This is a genomic window from Treponema sp. R80B11-R83G3 (assembly GCF_054786115.1).
The window spans coordinates 1-492 of record NZ_BDHF01000460.1; the positions used below are offsets into that span (position 1 = coordinate 1).

Consider the following 492-nt stretch of genomic DNA (forward strand, 5'->3'; position numbering starts at 1 on the left):
ATTCCGAATCGGGTCGTAATCCAGCAACTACTTCAATATCCCTAAAACCATTTTTTTGAATACAATTTATACTCATATACATCATTATTTAGTTTACATAGTGATAATACTACTATAGATTATGTATCTTATTACTTATGCGGGGAAGCTTCCGATGTTCTTTTCGCAGCATTTGATAATGATAAATTGATAGGATTAGTAGATGGGATATAAGGAAAAACCTCCTCTAAATCAAGAAGTAGGTTGTATTTGGGATTATGTGATATTATCAAAATATAAAGAAATGGAGGTTGCAAATAATTTATATAAGGCTATTGAAAAATATTTCTATGAAAATGGCTATAAAAGAATAATAGTTACGTTTCCCTTTTTTGAAGATACAGAAATGAATAATGATGTATATGAGTATAAATTGTATTCAAAAAATGGTTTTAGGGATATTGAAGTAGTTGCTGGATTACGACCCGATTCGGAATATAATTTACATAGAAG

1 protein-coding gene is annotated in these 492 nt (G+C 28.9%); it reads left to right on the plus strand.

The annotated features are described in order from the left end of the window. Positions 1 to 202: 202 nt before the first annotated feature. Positions 203 to 492: hypothetical protein (locus tag ACYVRH_RS14460; RefSeq protein ID WP_461257565.1), on the plus strand; the 290-nt coding region annotated here is incomplete at its 3' end.